At 51.8% G+C, this 19,020-nt stretch carries 21 protein-coding genes; 4 read left to right on the top strand and 17 right to left on the bottom strand.

Annotated elements, in window-relative coordinates; genetic code table 11:
* Window positions 1-20: 20 nt before the first annotated feature.
* A complete protein-coding gene (locus RIN67_RS05115) occupies window positions 21-3,956 on the bottom strand; it encodes a leucine-rich repeat protein (protein WP_313825990.1) in 3,936 nt (1,311 codons plus the stop codon).
* Window positions 3,957-4,287: 331 nt separating this feature from the next.
* On the bottom strand, window positions 4,288-4,860 hold the full coding sequence (locus RIN67_RS05110) for an NADPH-dependent F420 reductase (RefSeq protein ID WP_264999922.1): 573 nt from the start codon (window positions 4,858-4,860) through the stop codon (window positions 4,288-4,290).
* Between the two features lie 171 nt (window positions 4,861-5,031).
* Here RIN67_RS05110 and RIN67_RS05105 point away from each other — a divergent pair, with 171 nt between their 5' ends.
* Window positions 5,032-5,481 (top strand): Rrf2 family transcriptional regulator, encoded by a 450-nt coding sequence (locus tag RIN67_RS05105; protein WP_264999921.1) that lies wholly within the window; start codon window positions 5,032-5,034, stop codon window positions 5,479-5,481.
* Between the two features lie 70 nt (window positions 5,482-5,551).
* Here the strand turns inward: RIN67_RS05105 and RIN67_RS05100 are convergent, their stop codons facing one another.
* A complete protein-coding gene (locus RIN67_RS05100) occupies window positions 5,552-6,379 on the bottom strand; it encodes a hypothetical protein (protein ID WP_264999920.1) in 828 nt (275 codons plus the stop codon).
* Window positions 6,380-6,528: 149 nt separating this feature from the next.
* A complete protein-coding gene (gene ccpA / locus RIN67_RS05095) occupies window positions 6,529-7,530 on the bottom strand; it encodes a catabolite control protein A (RefSeq protein WP_024746995.1) in 1,002 nt (333 codons plus the stop codon).
* Between the two features lie 195 nt (window positions 7,531-7,725).
* Between ccpA and RIN67_RS05090 the strand changes: the two genes are divergently transcribed.
* Complete coding sequence (locus tag RIN67_RS05090) at window positions 7,726-8,823, top strand: M24 family metallopeptidase (RefSeq protein WP_264999919.1); 1,098 nt, start codon at window positions 7,726-7,728, stop codon at window positions 8,821-8,823.
* A gap of 125 nt (window positions 8,824-8,948) precedes the next feature.
* Here RIN67_RS05090 and RIN67_RS05085 read toward each other — a convergent pair whose 3' ends face one another.
* The gene (locus RIN67_RS05085; protein WP_264999918.1) at window positions 8,949-9,356 is read right to left on the bottom strand and encodes a hypothetical protein; all 408 of its coding nucleotides are present in this window, start codon (window positions 9,354-9,356) and stop codon (window positions 8,949-8,951) included.
* 23 nt (window positions 9,357-9,379) lie between these two features.
* The gene (locus tag RIN67_RS05080) at window positions 9,380-9,796 is read right to left on the bottom strand and encodes a DUF948 domain-containing protein (RefSeq protein WP_024746992.1); all 417 of its coding nucleotides are present in this window, start codon (window positions 9,794-9,796) and stop codon (window positions 9,380-9,382) included.
* A 206-nt stretch (window positions 9,797-10,002) separates the two neighbouring features.
* Between RIN67_RS05080 and RIN67_RS05075 the strand changes: the two genes are divergently transcribed.
* Complete coding sequence (locus tag RIN67_RS05075) at window positions 10,003-10,884, top strand: mechanosensitive ion channel family protein (protein ID WP_264999917.1); 882 nt, start codon at window positions 10,003-10,005, stop codon at window positions 10,882-10,884.
* A 48-nt stretch (window positions 10,885-10,932) separates the two neighbouring features.
* On the opposite strand, the gene cbpB is transcribed toward RIN67_RS05075, so the two are convergent.
* From cbpB to murI, 4 genes are read right to left on the bottom strand one after another with little or no spacing between them, the layout of a single operon-like run.
* Entirely contained in the window at window positions 10,933-11,418 is a 486-nt protein-coding gene (gene cbpB / locus RIN67_RS05070; protein WP_264999916.1) for a cyclic-di-AMP-binding protein CbpB, read from the bottom strand.
* Window positions 11,419-11,421: 3 nt separating this feature from the next.
* Entirely contained in the window at window positions 11,422-11,958 is a 537-nt protein-coding gene (locus RIN67_RS05065) for a metallophosphoesterase family protein (RefSeq protein ID WP_313825992.1), read from the bottom strand.
* Window positions 11,959-11,961: 3 nt separating this feature from the next.
* Window positions 11,962-12,564, bottom strand: coding sequence for an XTP/dITP diphosphatase (locus RIN67_RS05060; protein ID WP_264999914.1), 603 nt, complete (start codon window positions 12,562-12,564; stop codon window positions 11,962-11,964).
* Complete coding sequence (gene murI, locus RIN67_RS05055; RefSeq protein ID WP_313825993.1) at window positions 12,565-13,410, bottom strand: glutamate racemase; 846 nt, start codon at window positions 13,408-13,410, stop codon at window positions 12,565-12,567.
* Window positions 13,411-13,608: 198 nt separating this feature from the next.
* Here murI and RIN67_RS05050 point away from each other — a divergent pair, with 198 nt between their 5' ends.
* Complete coding sequence (locus RIN67_RS05050; RefSeq protein WP_264999912.1) at window positions 13,609-14,136, top strand: YslB family protein; 528 nt, start codon at window positions 13,609-13,611, stop codon at window positions 14,134-14,136.
* A 67-nt stretch (window positions 14,137-14,203) separates the two neighbouring features.
* Here the strand turns inward: RIN67_RS05050 and trxA are convergent, their stop codons facing one another.
* From trxA to RIN67_RS05015, 7 genes are all read right to left on the bottom strand, one after another.
* Window positions 14,204-14,521: a thioredoxin gene (gene trxA, locus RIN67_RS05045; RefSeq protein ID WP_024746985.1), complete on the bottom strand. Its 318-nt coding sequence runs from the start codon at window positions 14,519-14,521 to the stop codon at window positions 14,204-14,206.
* A gap of 117 nt (window positions 14,522-14,638) precedes the next feature.
* Window positions 14,639-17,002 carry an endonuclease MutS2 gene (locus tag RIN67_RS05040; protein WP_264999911.1) on the bottom strand — a complete coding sequence of 788 codons (2,364 nt, stop codon included), beginning with the start codon at window positions 17,000-17,002 and terminating at the stop codon, window positions 14,639-14,641.
* 21 nt (window positions 17,003-17,023) lie between these two features.
* Window positions 17,024-17,554: a CvpA family protein gene (locus RIN67_RS05035; RefSeq protein ID WP_024746983.1), complete on the bottom strand. Its 531-nt coding sequence runs from the start codon at window positions 17,552-17,554 to the stop codon at window positions 17,024-17,026.
* A gap of 1 nt (window position 17,555) precedes the next feature.
* A complete protein-coding gene (locus RIN67_RS05030; protein ID WP_264999910.1) occupies window positions 17,556-17,864 on the bottom strand; it encodes a cell division protein ZapA in 309 nt (102 codons plus the stop codon).
* A gap of 121 nt (window positions 17,865-17,985) precedes the next feature.
* Entirely contained in the window at window positions 17,986-18,297 is a 312-nt protein-coding gene (locus RIN67_RS05025) for a DUF1292 domain-containing protein (RefSeq protein WP_024746981.1), read from the bottom strand.
* A gap of 8 nt (window positions 18,298-18,305) precedes the next feature.
* The gene (gene ruvX / locus RIN67_RS05020; RefSeq protein WP_024746980.1) at window positions 18,306-18,743 is read right to left on the bottom strand and encodes a Holliday junction resolvase RuvX; all 438 of its coding nucleotides are present in this window, start codon (window positions 18,741-18,743) and stop codon (window positions 18,306-18,308) included.
* Entirely contained in the window at window positions 18,740-19,012 is a 273-nt protein-coding gene (locus RIN67_RS05015; RefSeq protein ID WP_024746979.1) for an IreB family regulatory phosphoprotein, read from the bottom strand. Before RIN67_RS05015 ends, ruvX begins: the two co-directional genes overlap by 4 nt.
* Window positions 19,013-19,020: the final 8 nt, after the last annotated feature.

Genomic DNA, 19,020 nt, shown 5'->3' with positions numbered 1-19,020 from the left:
GTTGTCCTATTAAGGTCTAGTTAATCTTGGTGCCGCCGTACCCGGCGATGCCCAGCTAACCCTAAGCTCCCTAACAGGAGCCCCAGCACCGCTGCCCAACCGGTCTTCTGCTCACCAGTTTGGGGTAACGTGGTGGCTTGGTGCGCTGGCGTGGCTGCCTGCGTGGCTGTCGATTTAGTCTGAGTCATCGACCGTTGCGTCGACGTCGTTTGATTGGCCAACGTAGTCACCTTAGCGGGCTGAGCGCCCTGTTGTGGTTGCTGATTTACCGTAGCCTGACTTCCAGTAGTCGGAGCCGTTGGCTTAACACCAGGCCGTCCCGACTGCTCGCCATCAGGTGTATCGGTAGCCCCGTTACCGGGACCCGCCACACTGGTATCCCCATTACCACCATCAATTGGCTGATCAGGATCAACGACGTTACCACCATCACCAGGGACTTCAGGATCTGGTGTTTCAGAGTTACCACCATCGCCGGGGTTACCTGGCTCAGGTTCTTCAGGGTTACCGCCGTCGCCTGGGTTGCCTGGATCGGGTTCCTCAGGGTTACCGCCATCACCAGGGTTACCCGGGTCGGGTTCCTCAGGATTGCCGCCGTCGCCAGGATTACCCGGGTCAGGTTCTTCAGGATTGCCGCCATCACCAGGGTTACCTGGGTCGGGTTCCTCAGGATTGCCGCCGTCGCCTGGGTTACCCGGGTCGGGTTCTTCAGGCGTCTCTCCGCCCGTAGATGCCGCTAATACATGCAACCAGACCTTGATCTGTTGATCCCCTACGCTTAGGGTGACGGCATAGTCACCAGCCGTCGCCAAGTCCGCTTGCGTCAAGTCCACCGTAATCGGGGTCAGTGCTGCCCCGGTCTTATCAGTAGCCGTCGCTTGAAAGTCCTCGGCTGTCGGCGTTGCATCCCCCACGTGCATGGTGTAGTCCTGCCCAGTCAGGGGCGTCGTTAAGTTCGCCAAAACATGCAAGTTCACCACTAATTTCTGCCCATCCGCCGTACTCAGCTCGACCTGATAGGTCTGTGGCGTCGTTAAATCAACATGCGCCAAATCCACCATCACGTCCGTAGGTTGGCCTTCCGCATCCGTCGCAGTGGCACCAAAGTCAGCGCTGGTTGGGGTCGGGTCGCCCACGTACATGGTGTAATCCTGCCCGGTCAACGTCTGTTGGTTGGGCCGAATCGTCAGGGTGCCATCCGTGACCAGTACCCGATAATTGGTGTTCTGCCCCAAGTCGACCGTCAAACGATAAGTTCCGGGCGTCTCACCCGGTTCCCGAACGACCGTATAATTAAGTGCCACACCATCGGCCGGCATCCCGGTAACGGTCGTTTCAAAGGTCGGATCGTCCTGACCTGCTATCTTATCAGCCGAGTTCACGGTCAACTGGACCGTCGCCGGCGTCACCGCAAATGTGGCTGCACTAGGGTCAAATTGCCAATCGTACATATCTGCTTGTTGCAGGGCATTGAGATGGGCAATCCCTGCCGCCGACAACGTGACTGTCACGGGTGAATCTCCCACGTTAGTCACGGTTGGGGCATTCAAATCTCCCGCCTGCAGTTGATACCGGCTGCCATCTGGAAGGTCAACGTAGTATTGCGTGGCGTCAGGCGTCCAAGCCGTCCCATTATAAACGACCTGCTGATTGCCTTCCAACGTTAAGGTGGCCAACCGCTTCAGTACCGTGACCGTAGCGGTTTCGACTTCGGAACCATACCGGTACGTAACCGTATACTTTCCGGCTTTACTGGTATCCACGTTCGACTCAACGGTCAACTTGTCTAACGGAATCGAAGTACCACTATCCGTTTCAGCGCTCACGAAGTTATCCGCTGGTGTCCAGGGCGTTCCCACGAAGATTGTTGAATCAGCTACCTTAATGTTTGGGTCATCCAAAACGACCGTATAGTGCCCCTGATATACCGCCACGCCATTGACCGGTAACGTCCAATCAAAATTAAATCGCTTGGTTCCTTCCGTGACTACAAAGCCACCGTTCACCAGACTCACGGTTCCCGTCTCACTAGAGAGATTGGTAATCACCAGATTCTGCTCCGTTTGGTCGCCCATATTCACGGTAAAGAGATCGTTTAAGTGAATCCCGTTAGAATCCGTAAAATGCGTCACGGTCTGTTCATCCGCTAGCATGGTGGTCACGCTTGGACTAGTCAACTGCGTAATTCGATTATAGGAAAGCGCGTCCTGTCCTAGTACCGTTTCATCCCCCAAAATCGTTGCAGCGGTCAACTCGTTTCCAAAGAAGGCCCGGTCCCCCACCGTCTGTACCGACTTCGGAATCGTCAACGTCTGGTTCAAATGGTTGTAACTAAAGGCACTTTCGCCAATCGTGAGTAAGCCCTCATTTAACGTCAAATCGGTTAATTGGCTCCCCGCAAAGGCAAAGTCACCAATCGTCGTCACCGATGTCGGTAACGTCAAGGCCTGATGAAGGCCCGTATATTCAAAGGCACCCGTTCCAATGCTCTTCAACTGAGTCGCCCGGGTAAAGTCGGCCGTGGTAAGTTGATCATCGTAGGTGAACGCTTGGTCGCCAATGCTGGTCAGGCCAGCACCAAACGTTACCTGCGTTAAACCGGTATCCGATAAGAAGGCATTCTTCCCAATCGTCGTCACCGAATCCGGGAAGACCACTTCTGCCAAGGCACCGTCATAGATAAAGGCGCCCTCCCCAATACTGAGCAGTTGGCTATTCGGTGCAAACGTCAGGCTCGCTAACCCATGATTGGCCGCAAAAGCGTTCACCCCGATTGTTTGGATGTTAGCCGGGATAACCACGCTAGTCAGTTGGTCGTTTTCAAAGACGTGGTCCCCGATACTGGTCAATTGCGTGGCGTGGCTAAGGTCGACGCTCTGCAAGCCCCCACTAGAAAAGGCCGCACTGCCCAGGGACGTCAACTGCGCCGGCAAGGTCACACTGATCAATGGCACGTAAGTAAAAGCTTCTTGACCAATCGTGGTGACACTGTCCGGTAAGGTCAGTGTCGTGAGCTTGGTGGATACGAATGCTTGGTACCCAATCTTCTGTAACGTCGTCGCCGCTGAGAAGTCAACAGCTTCTAGGCTATCCAGATAAGCAAACGCCGAATCTTCAATGGTCGTGAGGCCCTGATTAAAGGTCACGCTAGTCAGCCCATTGACCAGATTCGTGCTTTGAGCAAAGGCCGCCCGGCCAATCGTCGTCACTTGATAAGTCTTCCCATTGACCGTATAAGTTGGTGGAATCGAAATGGCACCGCTTAAATTTTTAGTAGCGCCCGTGATCGTTGCCGTTCCCGTCGCATCATCGACTTGCCAGTTAAACCAACTACTATCACTATACGCTGCTGACGCCGGTGCCGCCGCCTTTTTGGCGTTAGCTTTCACCGGAGACGTTGAATTCGAATTTTCCGGTGCAGGCGCCGCATTCTGGGCCACCGCATCGGCGTCTTCTACGGTATCCGTATCCGCTTCTGGTGTGGTCGTCGGGGTTTCATCCCCCTGGTCCTGCGCAGTTTTCTGGGATGCCGTGCCTTTCGACTCGGAGTCGGTCGTGGCATCCGCTGGCGTGGTTGCGGTGTTTGAATCTTCCGGTTCAGAATTGCTCGTGGCACCCGTTGGCGTCGTTACGGTGTTCGAATCTTCCGTCGTTGAGGACGCTGACGATTGATCACGCGTCGAATCATCCTGCGATGTGGTCGTATCCTGAGTGGTTGCATCCGCCGTCTGCTTCGTGGTATCCGCAGACGATGCATCGTCCGAATGACTCGTCAAAGTCGCCGTGGAAGTTGCCGTGGTTGTGGCTTGTCCAACCTGCGACGTCGACTCATCCGCCGCCGACTTCGTATCCGCGTTCGCCGTGATACCCGAGCTCACGCTTAATGTCGCCAAAGTCATGGCTGCGACCAGCCAATAACGCGTTTCTGGTTTTCGAAATGTGTGTGTGCTGTACATGTTGTCATCCCCCTCGAAAAATCCCCCTCGAGATTCTTCAATGTCTCAATAATTTCTTATGCTCTTATCATATCCAATAATTCAATTAATGCAACTAATAAATGCAAGTGTATACATGTTATTGCTAAAAATCGCGTGCTGGTTGGGTTTCTAACCACACTAATTCCGTTTATAGTTTAAAAGGTTGCTATTGTTAGGACACGTTAAACCAGGACTTTTCAGTGTCAACTTTAATCTACCAATCGACTAAAAAAGGCTTCCAAACGACCGCAGTCATTTGAAAACCCGTTTTAAATCAAGCTATTTTCTATCCAGTATCAGAACAAACCGGCTACTTGAGAACCGCAAAGCCCCCGGTCCAGCCAATCTGTTCTTGAGCCGCTAAGGTCATCTGTAAGAACCCGAAGCTTTCTAATTCCCGCGCCCGCTTCAATTTGCCGGCATCCACAAAAGCAACGCCGCTATCCGTTAAAGCTTCCTGTAATTGGGCCTTGGCGTCCGCAGAATCCGAAGCAGCCATGACCGTCGTCTGTTGGCCCGCTACCTGGCGACTCTTTAGTGTGGCCGCAAAGGTGGTATTGAAGGCCTTGACGACGTGAGACTCCGGCAGTAATTTCGCAATCTGCGCGGCAGCCGAGCTATCTGCCGGTACCACTAGCTCATCCCAAGTATCAAAGTTTAACGGATTGGTAATATCAATGACCGTCTTCCCCGCAAACTTCGCTTGATTGGTCTTCGCAATCGCCAACGCTGCCGAGTAAGGCACTGCTAAGACAATCAGCTCGACTAAGTTCTCCACCGGATCGCTTTGGTCAATAAAGGTTACCTGATTGCCGCCTTGTTGGAAAACGTCCCCAATTGCTTGTCCCATGTTTCCTTTACCAAAAATCGTCACTGCTGTCATGATGCAGACCTCCCTATATTTTTGTATGTTTTTTAAGTACAGTTTTAGAATACCGTTTTAAAATCCGCTTGTCAATTTAAGTGCTTAAAAACATTTCCATAGGCTGATAGCTGACGAACGATAAAAACTGTTATAGAATAGAATACAATTAAAGTGAAAGGATGTGTTACCATGGCCAATACTCAGTTCAGCGACACCATCCACGTTTTGACCTACATCGCCTATTTTCAAGGACAAAAAATGACCAGCCCAGAAATCGCCAGTAGTCTCGAAACCTCCCCTAGTCTGATTCGTAAGATCATGGCGACTCTCAAAAAAAACAACTTACTCGCGCCCACTCACGGACCGACCCAGCTAGCACTTGCCCGTGACCCCGCCGATATTACATTGCAGGACATCTACCACACCCTCCCCGGAACACCGCTCTTGCTAAACGTCGACCAACACACTTCGCAAAAGTGTCCAGTTGGGGTGGCAATGCCCCAGACGTTAGATCACTATTACCGTGAGATTCAAGCCGCTGCTGAAGCGCAGATGGCCAAAATCACGTTGCGCGACATCCTAAACGACGTTAACCTTTATCAGGCCACCACAAAGCGTCCCCCTCTAAAACCAATCTAGTCTAAAAAACAGGCTTCCCAACGCAGCACACTGGGAAACCTGTTTTGTTTAAATCGTATTCAATTAGCCCTTACGAGCGCCGAAAGGTCCGGTGTCCCAATAATACCAGGAATCCTAAAACCACCTCAGCGGCTCCCGCAAAAAGAATCACGCCTAGGCCACTCTGCGCCACCGCAGTGCAAAGACTCGCGACAGGCCCCGAAAATGCCGCCGTCACCATAGGAAGCCCCACGAACCAGCCCAGACCACTCAAGACCATGGTCAAGCCGCCCCCAAGCGCTAGTCCCGGGCCCAGACTGGCTAAGAAATGGTGGACCCCCGCCGCGTAAATGACGGTCACGATACTCAACAGCACCACGGCAATCATGACCAGCCAATTCAGCCGCATCGCCCACTGAATTCGGGTCGCCGCCGTCTGCATCGCAGAAGTGGTAAACGCTTGGGTCGCCAGTTTCTGGACCCGTTGCGTTAGCTTTCGCGTCAACGTTGTACTAGCGGTAACGCCCACACTACTGGCTTGGCTCTGAATCGCATTCGCTAACGCCGTATCATCGACGGTCGTCGTTGACTGACCGTACAACTGGGCAATTCCTTGAGCCAGATACGGCTGAATCAACGTGGCGGACACGGGATCCCCGCTAATTCCTAGATCCGTCAAGCCGTTATTCACACGATTCATGACCTTCTCACCCGTACTAGACCGGGACACCACTCCCGCCGTATAAGAAGCATTAAAGACGGTCAGCTTAAGTCCCACTGTTAACGTGAGTAAAGCAATCAGTAGTGCGACCCACCGCGCTAAGGCAGGCCGGCGGCGATAAGGCTGTGACGCTTGTGGCTGAGGCGTTGGCGCTTCTCGCGTTGAATGATAACGTTCCATTCGACTATTGGCACTCACCAAAAGCCACCTCCATCCCTACTTTAAGTTTCTACCATTGTAGCACACACGTTCCCCGAAAAGATTAAGGCGCGCTTAAATTCAGCAAAAAAGCCGAGACAATCGTCTCGGCTTTCAGGCGTCTTCCAATTTTCATGAAATTGAAAAGACTACTTAGTTGAGCTCCGTTTCATCAACCCGTAAGGCAGAATGACGGTATTTTCATCAACCGCTTCATTATTCATTAATTTAGTCAGTAGCCGCATCGCCACGGCACCAATATCATACAACGGCTGGGTGATGGAACTCATCTTAGGCCGAACTAATTCCGTTAACTTAGTGTCGTTACTGGTAATCACTTCAAATTCACCAGGAACGTCCACGTTAGCGTCCGTCAAGCCGTTCATCACCCCAGCGGCCAACTCATCATCACCCACGAAGGCCGCCGTCGCACCGGCAGCCATTAAGGCTGGTTCTAAGGCTTGGCCGGCCTTATAAGTGTAATCCGTCTCAAAGATCAGCTTATCATCATAGGATAAGCCCGCATCCTTCAAGGCCTTCTTGTAACCCTTTAACCGGTAATCGTGGTTAATGGCTTCATCCATCGGTCCCGAAACAAAGGCGATCTTTTGATTTCCGTGATCGATCAAGTTCTTAACAGCTTCCGCAACCGCAGCAACATAATCGATGTTGACGCTAGGCTGAGACTTTTCGGCATCCACGGAACCCGCCAAAACGATTGGCGCCTTTGAGCGCTTGAATTCGTCACGTAATTCTGGCGTCACTTGGTTCCCCATGAAAATGATGCCATCGACTTGCTTAGCCATCAAGGTGTTCAAGACCTGGACTTCTTTTCCTCCGTTCTCATCGGAGTTCGTCAAGATGATGTTGTACTTGTACATCATGGCAATATCATCAATCCCCCGTGCCAACGAAGCGAAGTATTCGTTGGTGACGTCGGGAATAATAACCCCCACCGTCGTGGTCTTCTTGCTAGCCAAGCCCCGTGCAACGGCATTTGGCCGGTAGTCTAAGCGGTCAATGACCTCAAGTACCTTCTTACGCGTTGCTGGCTTAACGTTAGGATTCCCGTTAACCACCCGTGAAACGGTAGCCATTGAGACCGCCGCTTCGCGCGCCACATCGTAAATTGTTACTGTTTGTTTTTCCATTTGCGATAGCCCTTTCTTCAGTGATTTAAGTTGTTTTCATTCGTTTTCATGCGACCTGAACTAGTATACAGAACCTGTGTTTCATGCGCAAGTGTGAAAGCGCTTTCACATCAAAGAATACCCTATTTCCAAGGATTTTTCAAGCCTTGAGTCCGACTATGCTATAATATGTCTATCATTTGAAGGGGTGATTTTATGTCAAAACTCGAACAGATTCAACAATGGACGGCGGAACACCACGCAGATCTCACCTATCTGAGCAACCCTAAAACCATTCAATACCTGACTGGCTTTGGAAGCGACCCGATTGAACGGGTGCTCGCGTTGGTCATCTTTCCCGACCAAGATCCATTTATCTTCGCACCAGCCTTAGAAGTGGAAGTCATCAAGTCCACCGGTTGGCAATTCCCGGTCATTGGGTACCTGGACCACGAAGACCCTTGGGCCATGATTGGCGACCAGGTCAAGCAACGTCACGTGAACCCCGGCCGCATCGCTTTGGAAAAGGGGCAGTTACCCGTTGCCCGGATGGAAGCCCTCGCGGCCCAGTTCACCAATCCCCAATTCGACCTCGACATCACCAGTTTTATTGACCACATGCGGCTCATCAAAACTCCCGCTGAAATCAAAAAATTGGAAATTGCTGGGAAATGGGACGACTTTGCGTTTGAACACGGTTTTGCTGCCGTAAAGGCGGGCAAGACGGAGCAATCCGCCGTTGCCGAGTTACAGTACGCGCTGATGCAAGAAGGCATTATGGAAATGTCTTTTGGAAGCTTAGTTCAAGCCGGGGCCCACGCCGCTGAACCTCACGGCGCGACTAACGATACCAAGTTCGCTAACAACGAACTGGTGCTGTTCGACCTAGGAACGGTCTACGACGGCTACATCAGTGATGCGTCCCGGACGGTGGCTCTAGGAACCCCTACGGCTAAAGAAAAGGAAATCTACGCCGTCTGTCTAGAAGCCCAATTGACCGCTCAAGCAGCGGTTAAGCCCGGTATGACTGCCGCTGAATTGGACAAAATTGCCCGGGACATCATTACCAAGGCCGGTTACGGCGAATACTTCATTCACCGTCTGGGTCACGGTATGGGGATGAGCGATCATGAATTCCCATCCATCATGGCCGGGAACGACTTGGTCTTGGAGCCAGGCATGTGCTTCTCCATTGAACCAGGAATCTACATCCCCGGTGTCGCTGGCGTACGGATTGAAGACTGCGTCCACGTCACGGAGGACGGTTCTTTGCCATTCACGCACACATCTAAAGAATTAACCTACGTCGGCTAACTACCCACGTCAACGTAAAAGGACTTGAGACCGCGGTCTCAAGTCCTTTTTGAATGGCTACCGAATCAAAAAACGTCTCGCAGAAGATGCTACTTCTGCGAGACGCGCTACCAACACTGGTCTAGTTATTCAGCTTGGTCCGTCGTCGACGTGGTTGAATCAGTTGAGTCAGTTAAATCGGCTTGATTGGTATCGTCATCATCCGCTGAGGCATGCTGTTCAACAGTCTTATGGAGCTCAGCCACATCGTCACTGCTCAAGACGATATCATCATCCGGCGCATCATCGGTGACCGGCTCATCAGTTGAGACGTCATCCGTCTTCGCTGCCTGACGGTCGTTTAAGCCTTCTTTAAAGTCATCTAAGGCGTCAGCGGCGTAAAAGGCATAATCCACTGCCCGGTCCTTTAAGGCGTTGCCCTTATCCCGAACAGTGTCCTTCAAGGCTTCCCGTTGTTCCAAATCTAAAGCGTGGTACGCCGCAAACGCTGCGCCACCTAATACTAAACCTGCTAATAATTTGTGTTTTGCCATGATGCTGACTTCCCTTCTATGACTTAATCTTGTGTGTTCTGTTTCCGACTATGGTTGCGATAAAGGTCGAACGCGGTCTTCCCGACCCGTGCGGCCAACGAAGTCTTCGCCGTTTGCTTTGCCGTATCACTCACGCGATCAGTTAACTTACGGGTCGCTGAATTCAGATCGGAGACACTTTCACCCAAGTCCGCCGCTGCCTGAAAGACTGGGTCAATCGTAGCGACCTTCTGGTTAACGTCTTCGAGCAATTCATTGGCGTTCGCCATGATGTTCTCCGCCTGATGACTAATGGTATCCACATCATTCGTCATCGTCTTCATTGAGCGATTCAACTCACCCAACGTTTTATTCAACTTCATTAAGAACATGCCAATGAAGAGCACTAAAATCAGCACAGCAATTGCTGCAATGAGGCCCGCTACTTGTCCACCGGTCATGACAACCCCTCCTTGTATTCGGTTACTTACCACTAGAATAGCATTCTCACCGGTCCCGCGCAATTAAAACCCCGCCCGTCCCAAGATTTTCCCGGTAGCGGTGGGCGCCGTCCTTAAAATCTGCTAAACTAGGAGAAGTTCTGCGAATTTAACGCTATTGATTGCGCTAATCTTCAGTTTATTTTACTTCAAAGGAGGCTCGTCTCTTGACGCCGCAACTATTAGTCACCACGACGGCCACAACGTCCAAGTGGTTTCAAAACTATGTCCGTTCTTTTAACTGGGAATCCTTTTTCCACCTGATCACGACCCGCTTTTTGAACTTGATTGCCCTAACGGTGTTGTTCTTCTTGATCAACCTGATCGGAAAAGCCATTCTCAGTCGTAGCTTTAAACGCTACCTCGCGAAGCGCGATCAGACCAGTAATCGGCTGCAGACCATCAGCATGCTGACCCTGAACCTCTTCCACTACACGGTCCTGTTCTTCTGGATCTACGCGTTGCTGTCAACGCTGGGCGTTCCGGTAGGCACGTTAGTCGCTGGGGCCGGAATCTTCAGTCTGGCACTAGGACTCGGGGCCCAAGGCTTTGTGAGTGACTTGGTCACCGGAATCTCCATCCTCATCGAACAACAATTCGACGTCGGTGATGCCGTGAAGATCGGTACGATTGAGGGGACCGTCACCGCTTTAGGCTTACGGACCACCCAAGTCACTAGCGTTGACGGGACCGTCAACTACATTCCCAATCGCAATATCACCATCATCGCGAACCGTTCGCGTAATAATATGCGGGCCTTAGTCAACATTCCGATTGCCGCAACCACTCCCGTCGAACGGCTAACGCCCATTATCGAGAAAGTCAACGCGCAACTCGTTCCCCAACATCCCCACATCATCGACGAGCCCCTACTCACCGGGGTCGTGACGCTACCTTCCGGGGAGTTGGTCTACCAGGTGGTTCTGCTCACAAAAAACGGTGCGCAGTTCAACCTCCAAGCAACGTTTCTGACGGCTTACCTACGGGCGATTCGACAGGCGGGGATCACTCTCCCCACCCACACCGTAACCACGTCATCGAACGCCTAAATCCAAAGAACCTTCCCTGGACAACATAGTCTTTGGGAAGGTTCTTTATTAGTTCGCCGGCGTATCGATCATCTTGGGGGTAACCGTGTATTGGCGATTTAAATTATGTGCTAAGTAATTTACGCGCTTAAGAATCTCGCGACGCGTAATAATTCCCTGGAAAATCATCTGGTCATCCACCAGCGGCAAAAAGGGTTCGTCCACTAAAAGATTCAAAATCTTCTCTAACTTCGTGGGATCATCCACCCAATGGGTCACCGGCCGCATCACATCACTCACCAGGACTTGATTCAGATTCTCCACAGCGGCTCCTGGAACCCGTAACAGATTGTCGGTCACATCGGATAACGCTAAGAGGCCTTGGAGGTGGTCATCTGGAGCGAGGACCGGAATTCGCGTGTACCCAACCTTTGAGAGCACCATTAACGCGTGCTCCAGCGTATTGGTCGCCGTCACGTTGGCCACGACCTCCGCGGGGATTACATAGCTCTTAGGGTCTTGGCGGAGAAGCTGCTCGACCGCAGCATCAATCATCGACTACTCATCCTTTCTGGGGCGCTCAAACGTAAATTGCAAGCGGGTCACGGGACGGCAATCTCGGGTGTAATACTGCACGTGCCAAGCTTCCGGTGTCACCGTCACCAGCGCACAAGTCCCGCCCAACGACCGAAATTCGCCTCTAGGCTGACTAATACTCCCCGGATTCAAAAACAGCCGGCCATCCAATTCTTCCACCGCCAATTCATGGGTGTGCCCAAAGAAAACGGCTTGGGCCTGTACCGCCTCAGCGTGTAGCTTAAGCTTCGTCAGGTCCCAATGAATCGCATCTCGGTGCCCATGGGTCAATAAGACCCGGCACCCATTGACCGTTGGCGTCTGCACCAGCGGAAAAGTTTCATCAATATCCATATTTCCGCGGACCGCGTAGGTCTGTGGTTTTTGGAACCACGCATCCTGCAACTTCATTTCCGAATCGCCGCAATGGAACGTCACATCCGGCCGTAACCGTTTCGTCAGTTCCGGTAAAATATCCGCATCGCCATGATTATCGCTCACAATCAACCAACGTGCCATGTGTTATGCCTCCCACCATTCGTCAAACTCTGCTAACATCGCTGCGGTCGCCCGGGCGCGGTGACTGATCTGGTTCTTCCGCGCTAATGGCATCTCCGCAAAGGTCTGTCCCTCGGCTGGAACGTAGAATAAAGGATCGTAACCGAAACCGTCTGTCCCCCGTTCCGCCGTCAGAATTTCACCTTTGATCTCACCGGTCGTGACTAATTCGTGACCGTTCGGTTTGACCAGCACCAGCGACGTATGGAAGCTCGCAGTCCGCTTAGGAGCGGGAACCCCCTGTAATTTCTTAAGCAGCTTCGCCTTATTCTTGGCATCATCGTGATCACCCGCATACCGTGCGGAGTAGATACCCGGCTCACCATTTAAGGCATCGACCATCAAACCCGAGTCGTCCGCCAAGACGGGTAACCGCGTCGCCTGGACAACCGTTGTCGCCTTCAGTTTGGCATTTTCAGTGAATGTCTGCCCGGTTTCTTGAATGGCCGGTAACGCGGTAAAGTCCGCCAAGGTCTTGACCGTTAAGCCCTTAGGCTCAAAAATGGCGCGGAATTCACGGGCCTTCCCGGCGTTCGTCGTGGCAATTACAATCGTTTCATCTTTCATTTAATCGACCTCCGTTATTTGCGGTGCCAGCTTTTCCAGCGTAGCGACCGCCACTGTCTGGGCATGGACGGGTGCCTGGACCAACCACTGATTCGCTAAGAAATCGAAGTGATTCACTGCCGCCGTGGTGTAATACTGACCAGCCGGATGTACCCGTCCGCGATCATTAGCCAATCCCTTATCCGCCAACAGGGTGGCCACCCGCTGGGCCGTAGCCGTCCCCGGATCAACCAAGGTGACTTGCGGCCCCATCACGGACTGAATCAACGGCCGTAAAAGCGGAAAATGGGTGCAGCCCAGAATCAGGGTGTCCAGGTTCTGCGCCACTAAGGGCGCCAATTTCTGGGCCACCACTTGTTGCGCGTGCGCTGAGGTCAGGTCATTGGCTTCGACCAGCGTTACGAATTCCGGACAGGCTAAGCTGATCACCGTGTTTTGAGAATCTTGCGCCACAATTTCTTGGTGGTACTGGTCGCTTTTGACCGTCCCTGCCGTAGCGATGACGCCAATTCGGTGATTTCGGGTCGTTCGAACAGCCGCTTGCGCTCCCGGGGCAATGACCCCCACGATGGGAATGCCGACCTCCGCTTGCAACGGCTTCAATGCCGCCGCAGTGGCTGTGTTACAAGCAATGACCATCAATTTAATTTGGGCCTGTTGCTCAAGAAAAGCTTCAATTTGGCGGGTGAACTGCAAAACTTCCGCCGCCGACCGGGGACCATAGGGCAACCGACCTTGGTCCCCTAAATAAATTGTTTCCTCGGTTGGCAACAACCGCTGAATTTCCTTGAGAACCGTTAAACCGCCAACCCCTGAATCCATTAACCCAATTGGATGATTTTTCATGAGGCTACGCTCCTTCGTTTTTTGCTTGAATCTATATTATCACCCATTTATGAACCGGTTTCAAGTTTACGGGTTCACCACCCGCAATTCCCCCTAAGAATCTGTTAAATTCATGACGAGCGCCGTGTAACGCCCTTTATGGGTTATAATAATACTGAGGTAACAACCGATTGAAATCTATTAAAGGAGCTTACTATCGTGAAGAACTTATACCAAACCGTCATGAGCGACGCGGCGGGCGCGCCCTACTTGCCACAACTACTATTTCGAGACGCCCTCTTACCTGAATTACTCGGAGACGACAAGGGGGCCATTGGGTATTGGGCAGGTAAATCCCTAGCGCGTAAGTTTCCCTTAGCCAATCCCAAAGACGCCGCCACGTTCTTCCGTCAAGCTGGCTTCGGCACCTTGGCGTTGATCAAACAAAGTGGCCAGATGACCCGGTGGCAACTTAGCGGGGAACCCGTCGCACTGCGTAAACAACTGACCACCACCCCTGACTTTACGTTAGAGGCTGGCTTCTTAGCTGAAATGATGGCCCAACAACTCGGAATTGCAACGGAAGCCGAACTAGTCGATAGTCCCCGCAAGTTACGGAACCAAGCCGTCACTTTCGACGTCTACACGGATCCAGACGACGTGATTCCCGATTACGACGCTCCAACACCGTTGACCATTCTCGGGGAACCAGACGCACCGGATTCTGACCCAGACGCAACTGAATAATCACTTCTCCATCAGACCATAAAAGGGTTCAGGACGCATCCGTCCTGAACCCTTTTATTATCGACCCTTACGCTTCCACGTATTGGTCCAAAATCTTCTTTAATTGGTCCTTAGAGTGGTACCCCACGATGGAGTCGACCACTTCGCCATCCTTCTTAACCAGGAGCGTTGGAATACTCATGATACCGAAGTTCTGTGGCGTGTTCGGGTTGGCATCGACGTCCATCTTGTTGAACGTCACCTGATCACCCATTTCTTCAGACAGTTGTTCAACAACTGGTGATTGCATCCGGCAAGGACCACACCAAGTTGCCCAAAAGTCAGTTAAGGTCACACCCGTAGCTGTGTCCTGTTCGAATGTCTTATCAGTGGTTTCCGTAACCATTTTGCTGCCTCCCTTTCAAATTCCCAAGTTAACTTCATGAGACAAAATTCCGTTCACCAATTAGTCTACCAGACTGCGCTGAAAAAACAACTAGATTGCTCACAATTGAGTTGTCACTTACTTGAAGCGTACAATCGTTGACCCGTCACCACCCGCATTGGCTGGTGAGAAGCCAAAGCTCTTAATGCGCTTGTTGCCTTTCAGATAATTCGTGACACCCTGGCGTAACGCACCAGTCCCTTTTCCGTGAATAATCGTGACGGACGGGTAGCCGGCTAACAACGCCGAATCAATGTAGCGGTCCACTTCGGCCATGGCTTCTTCGTAACGGTGGCCTCGGAGATCCAGAGTGGGTGACATCCCGCTTGACCCCGTACGCTGAACCGTTGCCTTAGGCTGCTTGCGGGACTTGGCCGGGTCGGCCCCCTTTTCAAGGTCACTGGTCGCAATCTTCATCTTCAAGATGCCCAGTTGAACCTCCCAATGGTCATCGTCCAACTGTTGCATCAAGACACCCTGTTGCCCGTAAGACTTGACCAAGACGTTATCACCTTTCTTAAAGGCGTGCTTGGCCTTTTCCCGTCGCAGAACCCGGTTTTTCTTCAACCCAGTGTCCTGTTGTAAGGCGTTCAAGGCTCCTTGGGCAGCAATTAATTCGTCTTCCTTGACCACACTCTGACCAGCTGCTAACTGTTTCTTGCGAATATCCGCAATAATCTGGTTAGCCCGTTTACGTGACTCATCCACTAAACGATTGGCCTCACGCTTAGCATCCAGCATCAATTGGTCTTTCTGATGCTGATACTGGTCAAAGCGTTTTTGTAAGTCTTGGTGGAGTTCCGTCGCTTCTTGGAGTTGCGTCTGCAAGCTATCTGCATCCGCATCCGCCCGACGCTTCTGTTCCGTCAGGTCCGCAATCATGGCGTTTAAATCTTGGCTATCCTGGTCCGTTAAGCTCCGGGCCGCCGCAACTACTTGTTCCGGCATCCCCAGCCGCGCCGCAATGTCAAAGGCGTTACTACGTCCAGGAATCCCGATCAGTAACCGGTACGTTGGCTGCAACGTCTGGACGTCAAACTCCATACTAGCATTAATGGTTTCCGGCCGATTGTACCCGTACGCTTTTAGCTCTGGGTAGTGGGTCGAAACCATCACGTAACTACCGAGGGTTCCCAGGTCATCTAAGATGGCAATCGCTAACGCGGCCCCTTCTTGTGGATCCGTTCCGGCTCCTAGTTCATCAATGACCACTAGACTATGTTCATCGGCGTGGGCCAGGATGCTAACGATGTTCTCCATATGACCGGAGAACGTACTCAAGCTCTGCTCAATGGATTGTTCATCCCCAATATCCGCGAAGATGTCGTCAAAGACACCAATCGTACTGTGCTCATTAGCGGGAATAAACAAGCCGGATTGTCCCATCAATTGTAGAAGCGCCAAAGTCTTTAACGTGATGGTCTTCCCACCCGTGTTCGGCCCCGTGACCACGATGGTCTTGTAGTCTTGCCCCATCGTGATATCGTTGGCGACCACCTTTTTAGGGTCGATCAATGGATGGCGAGCCTGCCGCAAGTTAATCTGGTCATCCGCTGATAGCTGCGGCTCCGTGGCCTTCATCTGGTGGGCGTACTTCGCCTTAGCATTCACAAAGTCTAGGTGACCCAAGATCTGTGCGTTTCGCAAGATCTCATGTTGGTATGGATCCAGTAGCGCCGTTAACTCCGCTAAGATGCGTTGTTCTTCGTGACGTTCCGCCATTTGATTCTGCCGCAACTGGTTATTTAACCCCACCACTGCCTGCGGTTCGATAAACAGCGTCTGACCACTGGCACTTTGGTCATGGACGATACCGCCAAAGTGCTGCTTATACTCCGAGCGCACCGGTAAAACGTACCGGTCGTCCCGAATCGTCACGATCGTCTCACTAAGGTACTTGGCATCCTTGCCCCGTGTGTACTGATCCATGGTCTGCCGAATAGCGGCCGCCGTTTGCGTAATGTGTTGGCGAATCTGCCGCAACTCTGGCGACGCGTCATCGGTCAGGTGCCCATCGCCCTCCAGCGAGGTCCGCAGCCGCCGCGTGACGTCCGGAATCGTGACCAGCTCATGCACTTCATCATTAAGCTGGCGTAACGTGACTTCTTTATCCGCAAGTTGATCGAAGAAGCGAACCACGGAACTAGTGGTCCAGAGAACCCGGCTGATCTGGGCCAACTCCAAACCGTTCAGGACCGCCTCCAGCGCCAACCGTTTCAGGTGCGGGCGAATATCATCTAGTTTAGGTAACGGGATGCCGCTTTCTAGTCGGTAGATGTCAGCCCCATCTTGGGTCTCATCTAACCACCGTTGTAGGCGCTCACGGTCCGCCGTGGGGTGCAGCTTAGCCAGTTCATGCTGACCCGCTGCAGAGACTAGATAACCGCGAATAGCCTGCTTGATGCGGTCATATTCCATAATATTAAGCGTTTTTTGATTCATTTTGACTCCTCTCTCGCATCCTTAATGCTCAACCAGCCACCAGTGGAGGACCCGCTTAGACAACAGCGGCGTCTGTTTCACAATCCACTGCGCCACGGGAGACGCTTGGTAACTGTGCTGAAAGCTGGTACTGGGTAACAAGATCAATAAATTTAAAATTAGAAAAATTAAGACGTACCGAATGGCCAAATTAATAAAGCCACCCGCTAAGGAATTTACCTGGTGAATGACTGGTAACCAAGTCACTCGGTTCAATCCATAGGCTAACCGACGAATCACAAAATAGCCCACGGTCAGAATTGCTGAGAACGCGAGCCCGTTCAAAAAGAAACTGCTGCTCTGACTCACGGCTACGGGACTGACGGTCGCGTTGAGGGGAAGACTCCCCACAAACTGCCCCAGTCCACTGGCTAACGGCCGAGCGCCGACTCGGGCCACCAACCACACCACTAGGTACCCTAACGACAACAGGACTTGTAGGACCAGTCCTCGCCGATATCCCCGGTGAAATCCTAACCAGAGGACCAGGAGAATGCCCAAGCTAAGAACCACCCTAATCCCCCGTTTCCGAGTTAGCTGAATCCGTGGCGGAAGGCGTGGCCGGCTCATCAGTCGAATCCGTCGAAGTCGCCCGTGCGTCTAGCTGTGCTTGTAACTTCAGTTGATCCGAAATCGCGTTGAACGCCATTAAAACCGCGGCGTCCTCTTTCGTCACACTAGCTGGTAACTGATTCTTTAATTGATCATACTGTTCATTTAACACCTGGGTGACCGCCCGCATGTGGGCGTCCGTTGCCTTACCCACAATTGTGTACGTCTTCCCCGCAATTTTTGCTTTAAACCGGTGTGTTTGTTCTGCCATTTGGTTATTCCTCCTGTTTTCCACAACGTCTTATTTTACCATTAATCCGCCATCAGCAGTAGCCAGCCGACCGAACCTGACGGCAAACAAAAAGGGCGGAAATCCGCCCCTTTGGTGTCACTTACTTTTGCTTGCCCGCGTTCGGATCAACCGTTCCGTCTGATAAGAACGTGTTCAAAACAGATTCGATCATGTCCCATTCTTCATCGGACTCGATTAATTGTAAATCGCCCCCGGATGGGTTAGCTGGATCATCATCGGCTGGTAAAGCATAAGCTTGGATGTCAACTTCTTCATCATCACGCTTACCAGAAGGGTAAATCAAAATGTAGGACTTACCAAAATCGTCGGATTCAAACGTAAATAACACATCGTATAATTCTTCGTTACCATTTTCGTCTACTAACGTAATTTGTTCTTGGTCTTCGTTCATGGGAAACCTCACTTTTCTCGGGTTAACTTACCGTGCCGATCTAAATAGTTCTGCAGGATTAACCCAGCTGCTAATTTATCAATGACCCGCTTGCGTTTCCGCCGTGACGTGTCAGCTTGTTCCACTAACATACGCTCCGCCTCAACCGTTGTCAACCGTTCATCTTCAAAGTCCACAGGTAAATGGAAGCGATCCGTCAACATTTGGCCGTAGCGCTGAGAAGCTGCGACCCGCGGGCCCAACGTATTGTTCATGTTCTTGGGGAGACCGACCACAAACCCGCCGACCTCATGCTCAGTGACTAATTCAGCCACCCGGTCTAACCCAAATACTTCTGCGTCTTCATCAATGGGGATAATCTCTACCCCCTGAGCCGTCCAACCTAGGGCATCGCTGATGGCGACCCCAACGGTCCGTGAGCCAACGTCTAATCCCATTAACTTCATGAAGGTTTCACCGGTCCATTCTGATTCAGATAGAAACGTACGAGTTCTTCAATGATCTCGTCACGCTCGTGCTTGCGAATTAAATTCCGCGCATCATTGATTCGCGGGATGTACGCAGGATCGCCTGATAGTAGGTACCCGACAATCTGATTAATTGGGTTATATCCCTTTTCTTCTAGTGCCTGATAGACCGTCACCAGCGTATCGTGCACGTCCTTTGGTTGGTTGGCACCAAAGTCAAAATACATCGTTTTGTCTAATGAACTCACTATATAAC

This window comes from Levilactobacillus namurensis, from assembly GCF_032197885.1.
Taxonomy (GTDB): Bacteria; Bacillota; Bacilli; order Lactobacillales; family Lactobacillaceae; genus Levilactobacillus; species Levilactobacillus namurensis_A.
The sequence above is the reverse complement of the archived record's forward strand: the minus strand, read 5'-3'. Positions and strand labels throughout refer to the sequence as shown.